Genomic DNA, 7470 nt, shown 5'->3' with positions numbered 1-7470 from the left:
CGCCTCGGCCGTGGTGACGCCGGTGGCGATCACCCGCCAGAACTGGCGTTGGACCTCTCGTGAGGGCTGTGGCCTGCCGGGCGAGCGCATCGGGGCCCGCAGGGCCCGATCCGCTCTCCATTGCCGCCGTGTCCCCTCGGGCACGTCACTGATCTTCCTCGCCCAGTCCTTGTTGGCCATCGCCCATACCTCCAGTGATTCTGGGGGTGCTGCGACGACCAATTGAATCCACCTGAACGCGACTCAAGCAGAACCCGCCGAGAATACGCACGTAGGTGATGTCAGCGGCCCACAGCTGGTTGGGGCGTTCCGCAGTAAACCTGCGTTCCACCAGGTCAGGGCTGGCATCCGGCTTGCGGGACGGCTTCGTCGTGACCGGCTTACGGCCACGGCGCACGCCTTCCACGCCGGCGAGCTTCATCAGCCGCCCGACGTGCTCCCGGCCGATCTCCCACCCGCGCGGGCCATCGCATGGTGCATCTTCCGCACCCCGTAAACGCTGTAGTTCTCCGCGTGGATCCGCTCGAGCTCCTCGATGAGGAGCTTGTCTCGCAGAGCCCTCTCGGAGGGCGGTCGTGTCTTCGCGGCGCGGTAGGCCCGGGAGGTGATGAACCCACACTCTGTCGCACCAAGGGTGCGGCAGATGGCCCCGACCCCGAACTGATCGCGGTGTTCGTCGATGAACGCGATCATCTCGTCGTGGGGCGGTCGAGCTCCGCTGCGAAAAAAGCCGAGGCAGCTTTGAGGATCTCGTTCGCGCGCCGGGCCTCGGCCAGCTCGCGTTTGAGCCTGCGGATCTCCTCGGCAGGGGTCTCTGAGGCGGGTGCCTGGGCTACTTCGTGGCCGTGGCGTTGGCACCACATCCGCAAGGTCTCTTCGCTGACATCGAGCTGCGGGGCTACCGCCCGGATGGAATGCGAACGGGGCCCTCCTTGCGTGGCTTGGCGTTCCAGGACCATCCGCACGGCGCGTTCACGCAGCTCGGGGCTGAACTTCTTGGGCATGTTCCGATTCTCCTTCAGTTGGATCGGAACGAAACCCAGTGCGCTTCAGATCGCCACCGCTCATCGCACAGGCCGGAACCAGAACGGCAACCCGCGGGTCGGCACCGCGTTCGTGCACACCGTGGTCGATGATCACTCCCGTGTGGCCTACGCGGAGATCTGCACGGACGAGAAGGCTGTGACCGCGATCGGGGTGCTGCAGCGGGCCACGGCCTGGTTCGCAGCACGGGGCGTGCGTACCCGGCGAGTGCTCACGGACAACGGGGCCGCGTACGTCTTTGGTGCCTGGGCTAAGGCCTGCCGGGAGTTGGGCATCGTGCACAAGCGCACGCGTCCTTACCGACCACAGACGAACGGGAAAGTCGAGCGGTTCCACCGAACGCTCGCTGACGGGTGGGCCTATGCCCGGTTCTACACCTCCACACAGGAACGCGATGACGCTCTTGCCGGGTGGTTGCACTTCTACAATCATCACCGCGCTCACTCGGCTCTTGGAGGCCAGGCACCGTTCACGCGACTGACCAACGTCCCTGGACCTCACACCTAGGGCGGTCCGCGACGACCCCGCCCCGGCCGCGCCTGCCCGCCCTGTGCGGCCGACAACCCCATGGCTACGCTGGGGACCCCGCCCACCGAGAGGACGCCATGACTGATCAGCCTTCGACCCCCGCCCCCCAGGACGCCCAGGACGAGGCCGTGCAGCAGCGCCACGCTGAGGTCCTGCGCCGCTACTACGAGGCCGTGGACGCCCGGGACTTCGACACCCTCCTCTCCCTGTTCTCCGAGGACTCCGTCTACCGCCGCCCCGGCTTCCCGCCCCTGGAGGGCCGCGAGGACCTGGACCGGTTCTACCGCGAGCAGCGCCAGATCGCCTCCGGCAGCCACACCGTGCACACCGTGATCCACGACGGCTCCCGCGCCGCCGTCCAGGGCCGCTTCGTGGGCCGCATGCGCTCGGGCCAGGAGATGGACTTCGGGTTCTCCGACTTCTGGACCTTCGACGCCGACGGCGCCGCCACCGACCGCGAGACCTACTTCTCCACCCCGCTCGCCTGAGCCCGCCTGGACACGCATGAGCCTGCCCCCCGCCCCGCGCCTGACCCCGACGACGGCCGCCGCCCTCGCTGACGACCTCGCCGCCCTGCCCTACACCACGGACGCCGTCGAAGACCTGCTGGGCCCGGCCGCCGTCGCCGCCCTGGACCGCGAGCACGCCGAGGCCGCCCGCCACGTGCTCGCGACCCTGCCGCGGGAGCACCCCCGGCGCGCGCTCGCGGCCCTCGTCGGGGCGTTCATGCTGGGGGACCCGGTGCCCGCCGAGGACCTCGCCGCGGCCCTGCCCGCGCTGGGACTGGACGGCGCGGTGGAGGCCGGGCTCGTCGTCGTGGAGGACGCCGGGGACGGGGCAGACGGGGCGCCCGGGGAGGGCCGCACCGTGCGCGCCACCTGCGACCTCTCCCCGTACGAGACGGACGAGCCGGGCCGCATGTGGGTGGCCTCGGACCAGACCGCCCTGCAGCGCCGCGGCCCCCTGCCGGCCGAGCACGTCCTGGGCATCGGGCGGGCCTCGCTCACCCTGGCCGGGGCCGTCCAGCGCCGGGCCGTGGACACCGCCCTGGACCTCGGCACCGGCTGCGGCATCCAGACCCTCCACCTGCTCGCCCACGCCCGGCACGTGACCGCCACGGACCTGGCCCCGCGCTGCCTGGAGTTCACCCGGTTCAACCTGCTGCTCAACGCGGACGTGCTGGGCCTGGACCGCGAGCGCCTCGAGGAGCGGGTGGAGCTGCTGGTCGGGGACATGCTCGAGCCCGTGGCAGGCCGCCGGTTCGACATGGTGGTCTCCAACCCGCCGTTCGTGATCACCCCGCGCACGGATCCGGACGCCCCGGTGATGGTTTACCGGGACGGCGGCCGCGAGGGGGACCGCCTGGTGGCGGAGCTCGTGGCCGGCCTGTCCGGAGTGCTCGCCGCCGGCGGCACCGCGCAGATGCTCGCCAACTGGGAGATCCCCGCGGCCTCCGACGACGACGGCGCCCCCGCCTGGGACGCGCGCCCACGCTCCTGGGTGGCTGAGGGCATGCAGGCCTGGTTCGTGCAGCGGGACGTGCAGGACGCGGCCGGCTACGCCGAGACCTGGTTGCAGGACTCCTCCCTGGAGCTGGACCCGGAGGCGTATCAGCGCCGGTACGCCGAGTACCTGGAGGACTTCACGGCCCGGGGTGTGGCCGGCGTCGGCTTCGGGCACGTGTGGCTGCGCCGCCCGGCCGCGGACGGCTCGCAGGGCCGGGCCTGGACGGTGGCGGAGGAGCTGACCGGCCCGGTCGACGACGCCCTGGGCCCCGCGTGGGCGGCCGCGATCGCCCGCCGGGACCGGCTCGCGGCGGGCATGGGCGGCGCGGCGTCCGACGGCGACCCCGCGCTCGCGGTGCTGCGCGGACTGCACCTGCGGGTGGCCGAGGACGTCACCGAGGAACGCCACCAGCGCTTCGGCGCCGAGCACCCGGAGGTGATCCTGGCCCGCCAGGGCTCCGGGTTCCGGCGCACCGCCCGTCTGGACACCGCCACCGCCGGCCTGCTCGCGGCCAGTGACGGCGAGCTGACGGTCGGGCAGATCGTCGGGGCGCTCGCCGCCCTGCTCGAGCTGGACGCCACCGCCCAGACCGCGCTGCTCGTGGCCGTTCGTGAGCTCTACGAGGACGGGTTCCTCGTCGAGGCCTGAACGCCAGGGCCTGAGTTCCAGGGCCTGGGCGCGGCCCCGGCGTCAGATCAGGCCGAACCGGGCGGCCTGACGCAGATGCCGCACGAACATCTCGTCGCCGGGGTCCCCGCGCCTCATCACCGGGACGGCTTCGTGGAAGGTGGGGTCCGGTTCGGGGAAGCCCACGAGCCCCTCGAGGTGCTCGTCCACCATCCGCCCGAGCACGCCCTCCACCTTGAACCCGGTCACCGCCCCGTCCTCGACCTCGAGGATCACGGTGACGCGTTGCCCCAGGGCGTGCTGGGTGAGGACCAGTCCGTAGGGATGGTCCTCCTCGGGGATCGGGCTCTCCAGCCCTGTCCAGCAGGCGACGTCGGCTCGCTCGATGCCGTCCTCTGCCTGGATGGCCTCGTCCTCCTCCTGTCGCCCCGACTCGAGGTGCCTCAGGTACGCGTCGAGGGAGCCGTAGGCGTGCCGGGCGCAGTGCAGGAGGGTGACGGGGTCCGTGATCGTCCACAGGACCTTCTGCGTCCCGTCCCGCAGCTCCTCGTCATTCTGGAGGTGTCCTCCCGAGAGGATCTCCGGGGCCAGGGGCCTGGCGCGGTAGCACTCCTCCAGCATGGAGCCCACCTCTGCCACGGTGGGCGCGGGGCGGGCCGCGGACTCCCAGCGGCGGACGAGCTCCGCCGTCGGCACCGATGTGTCCGAGGTGTCCGGGGCGTCCGAGGTGTGGAACCGGCGGGGAGGCATGGCCTGAGAATAGGCTGAGCGCCGGGAGGCGGCAAGGTCCCGCCCAGGGGCCCGTCCCGGTCCCGGCGTTGTCGTGTCCGGCGTTGTGGCTAGTGTTGGTGGGACCGGCCCGTAGGATGACGGGCGCCGGAGCGGCGCCGTCCCGGCGGCGTCGCCCACCTGTCTTCCCGAGGAGGAACCCTTGCCCACCACCCCCGCTTCCGTGTCCGCTTCCGTGCCCGAGGGCAAGAAGCTGGTCATCGTGGAGTCCCCGGCCAAGAGCAAGTCCATCGCGAAGTACCTGAACGCGCTGGGCGAGGACTGGGTGGTGGACTCGTCCGTGGGGCACATCCGGGACCTCCCGAAGCCCTCGGACCTGCCCTCGGAGATGAAGAAGGGCCCCTTCGGCAAGTTCGCGGTGGACACGGACCACGGCTTCACGCCGTACTACGTGGTGCACCCGGACAAGAAGAAGAAGGTCACCGAGCTCAAGCGGGAGCTCAAGGACGCCGAGGCGCTCTACCTCGCCACCGATGCGGACCGCGAGGGCGAGGCCATCGCGTGGCACCTCCTGGACACCCTCAAGCCCAAGGTCCCCGTGTACCGCATGACCTTCGGCGAGATCACCAAGGAGGGCGTGCGCCGCGGCCTCGAGAACATCCGCGAGCTGGACACCCACCTCGTGGACGCGCAGGAGACCCGCCGCATCCTGGACCGTCTCTTCGGCTACGAGCTCTCGCCCGTGCTGTGGCGCAAGGTCTCCCGCGGCCTGTCCGCCGGGCGCGTGCAGTCCGTGGCCACGCGCCTGGTGGTGGAGCGTGAGCGTGAGCGCATGGCCTTCGTGGCCGCGCAGTACTGGGGTGTGGAGGGCACCTTCACGGTGGGCCCGGACGCGAAGGCCGACGGCGCCGCCGGCTCCTCCTTCACCGCGCGGCTGAGCACGGTGGACGGGGTGCGGGTGGCCACCGGCCGCGACTTCGACGACGCCGGGCAGCTCAAGGGCGAGGCAGGGAAGGTGGCGCACCTGGACGAGGCCGCCGCGTCGTCGTTGGCCGCGGGCCTGGCCGGGAAGGACTTCACGGTGGACGCCGTGGAGGACAAGCCGTACACCCGCCGTCCGGCGGCCCCCTTCACCACCTCCACCCTCCAGCAGGAGGCCGCGCGCAAGCTGCGCATGAGCTCGCGGGTGTCCATGCAGGTGGCCCAGCGTCTGTACGAGAACGGCTACATCACCTACATGCGCACCGACTCGGTGAACCTCTCCCAGGAGGCCGTGCAGGCCGCCCGGAAGCAGGCCACCGAGCTGTACGGCGGGGACGCCGTCCCCGCGCAGCCGCGCACCTACGCCAAGCGCAATGAGTCCGCGCAGGAGGCCCACGAGGCCATCCGCCCCGCAGGCGACTCCTTCCGCACCCCGGCCCAGGTCAAGGCCGAATTGCGCCCGGACGAGTTCCGGCTCTACGAGCTGATCTGGAAGCGCACCGTGGCTTCCCAGATGGCCGACGCGAAGGGCTACACCGCCACCCTGCGCTTCTCCGCCACGGCCGAGGACGGCCGTGTGGCCAGGTTCGCCGCATCCGGCACCGTGATCACGTTCAAGGGCTTCCTCGACGCGTACGAGGAGGGCCGGGACGTCGAGAACGACGAGGACAAGCCCGACGCCAAGGACCGGCGCCTGCCGCAGGTGGCCGAGGGGGAGACCCTCACCGGCGAGCCGATCGAGGCCACCGGGCACGAGACCACCCCGCCGGCCCGCTACACGGAGGCCTCGATCGTCGCCGAGCTCGAGCGCCGCGAGATCGGCCGCCCCTCCACCTACGCCCCCACGATCTCCACGATCATGGATCGCGGCTACGTGTCCAAGCGGGGCAACGCCCTGGTGCCCTCGTGGACGGCGTTCGCGGTGATCGGTCTGCTCGAGGACTTCTTCGGGCAGTACGTGGACTACGACTTCACCGCCCGCATGGAGGACGACCTCGACCGCATCGCCGCCGGCGAGCTCGCCCGCGAGGCCTGGCTGCAGACCTTCTACTTCGGTGCCCCCGCCGAGCAGACCGAGCGGGGCGTGGAGGGGCTCAAGAACGTCGTGGAGAACCTCGGGGAGATCGACGCCCGGGCCGTCAACTCCCTGCCCGTCACCGAGGACATCACGCTGCGCGTGGGACAGTACGGCCCCTACCTGGAGCGTCGCCTGCCCGCCGGCAGCCCCGAGGGCACGACGCCGGAGCGCGCCAACGTGCCCGAGGACCTCGCCCCGGACGAGCTCACCCCCGCCAAGGCCGAGGAGCTGTTCGCCGGCTCCGGCTCCGGCGAGCGGGTGCTCGGCACGGACCCGGAGACGGGCCGGGAGATCCTGGCTAAGGACGGCCGGTACGGCCCCTACGTCACCGAGGTGATCCCGGAGATGACAGAGGAGCAGCTCCAGGCCTGGATGGACGCCCAGCCCACCGAGTACTACAAGAACGGCAAGCCGAAGCCGAAGAAGAAGCCGGCCAAGCAGAAGCCGCGCACCGGCTCCCTGTTCAAGGGCATGTCTGTGGACACCGTGACCCTCGAGCAGGCGCTGCAGCTGATGTCCCTGCCGCGGATCGTGGGCGCGGACGCCGAGGGCGAGGTCATCACCGCTCAGAACGGCCGCTTCGGCCCGTACCTGAAGAAGGGCACGGACTCGCGCTCCCTGGAGTCTGAGGAGCAGATCTTCACGATCACCCAGGAGCAGGCCCTCGAGATCTACGCCCAGCCCAAGCAGCGCGGCCGCGGGGCCGCCAAGCCGCCGCTGGCCGAGTTCGGCGAGGACCCGGTCTCCGGGAAGAAGGTCACGGTGAAGGAGGGCCGGTTCGGCCCGTACGTCACGGACGGCGTCACCAACATCACCGTGCCGCGCGGGCGCGCCCCCGAGGAGCTCACCGCTGAGGAGGCCTACCAGCTGCTCGCGGACAAGCGCGCCAAGGGCCCGGCGAAGAAGCCCGCCACCCGGAAGGCCCCGGCCCGCAGGGCCACCGCGAAGAAGACCACCACACGGAAGAAGGCCTGACC

Annotated in this window: 6 protein-coding genes, 2 pseudogenes and 1 other annotated feature; of the genes and pseudogenes, 4 read left to right on the top strand and 4 right to left on the bottom strand. The window is 71.3% G+C overall.

Annotated features, from left to right (window positions below; genetic code table 11):
* The 3 genes and pseudogenes from SPI96_RS05080 to SPI96_RS05070 all read right to left on the bottom strand — a co-directional run.
* Positions 1-180 (bottom strand): annotated as a pseudogene (locus SPI96_RS05080) (IS30 family transposase); the annotation flags it as partial.
* Between the two features lie 240 nt (positions 181-420).
* Entirely contained in the window at positions 421-693 is a 273-nt protein-coding gene (locus SPI96_RS05075) for an IS3 family transposase (protein ID WP_321081275.1), read from the bottom strand.
* Positions 599-732, bottom strand: a sequence feature (AL1L pseudoknot). Its footprint overlaps the gene before it by 95 nt.
* The gene (locus SPI96_RS05070) at positions 690-1004 is read right to left on the bottom strand and encodes a transposase (RefSeq protein WP_321081274.1); all 315 of its coding nucleotides are present in this window, start codon (positions 1002-1004) and stop codon (positions 690-692) included. Its footprint overlaps the feature before it by 43 nt. Before SPI96_RS05070 ends, SPI96_RS05075 begins: the two co-directional genes overlap by 4 nt.
* Positions 1005-1077: 73 nt before the next feature.
* Between SPI96_RS05070 and SPI96_RS05065 the strand changes: the two are divergent.
* From SPI96_RS05065 to SPI96_RS05055, 3 genes and pseudogenes are all read left to right on the top strand, one after another.
* Positions 1078-1551 (top strand): annotated as a pseudogene (locus tag SPI96_RS05065) (integrase core domain-containing protein); the annotation flags it as partial.
* Between the two features lie 98 nt (positions 1552-1649).
* A complete protein-coding gene (locus SPI96_RS05060) occupies positions 1650-2060 on the top strand; it encodes a nuclear transport factor 2 family protein (protein ID WP_321081273.1) in 411 nt (136 codons plus the stop codon).
* A gap of 16 nt (positions 2061-2076) precedes the next feature.
* On the top strand, positions 2077-3726 hold the full coding sequence (locus SPI96_RS05055) for a methyltransferase (RefSeq protein WP_321081272.1): 1650 nt from the start codon (positions 2077-2079) through the stop codon (positions 3724-3726).
* Positions 3727-3768: 42 nt separating this feature from the next.
* On the opposite strand, the gene SPI96_RS05050 is transcribed toward SPI96_RS05055, so the two are convergent.
* A complete protein-coding gene (locus SPI96_RS05050; protein WP_321081271.1) occupies positions 3769-4455 on the bottom strand; it encodes a hypothetical protein in 687 nt (228 codons plus the stop codon).
* A 181-nt stretch (positions 4456-4636) separates the two neighbouring features.
* Between SPI96_RS05050 and topA the strand changes: the two genes are divergently transcribed.
* The gene (gene topA / locus SPI96_RS05045) at positions 4637-7468 is read left to right on the top strand and encodes a type I DNA topoisomerase (protein ID WP_321081270.1); all 2832 of its coding nucleotides are present in this window, start codon (positions 4637-4639) and stop codon (positions 7466-7468) included.
* Positions 7469-7470 lie beyond the last annotated feature (2 nt).

This window comes from Micrococcus sp. (assembly GCF_034179925.1).
Taxonomy (GTDB): Bacteria; Actinomycetota; Actinomycetes; order Actinomycetales; family Micrococcaceae; genus Micrococcus.
The sequence above is the reverse complement of the archived record's forward strand: the minus strand, read 5'-3'. Positions and strand labels throughout refer to the sequence as shown.

Excerpts from the sequence above, each read along its gene's own strand:
- SPI96_RS05075 (WP_321081275.1), bottom strand. The coding sequence starts at position 693 with ATGATCGCGTTCATCGACGAACACCGCGATCAGTTCGGGGTCGGGGCC.
- SPI96_RS05070 (WP_321081274.1), bottom strand. The coding sequence starts at position 1,004 with ATGCCCAAGAAGTTCAGCCCCGAGCTGCGTGAACGCGCCGTGCGGATG.
- SPI96_RS05060 (WP_321081273.1), top strand. The coding sequence starts at position 1,650 with ATGACTGATCAGCCTTCGACCCCCGCCCCCCAGGACGCCCAGGACGAG.
- SPI96_RS05055 (WP_321081272.1), top strand. The coding sequence starts at position 2,077 with ATGAGCCTGCCCCCCGCCCCGCGCCTGACCCCGACGACGGCCGCCGCC.
- SPI96_RS05050 (WP_321081271.1), bottom strand. The coding sequence starts at position 4,455 with ATGCCTCCCCGCCGGTTCCACACCTCGGACGCCCCGGACACCTCGGAC.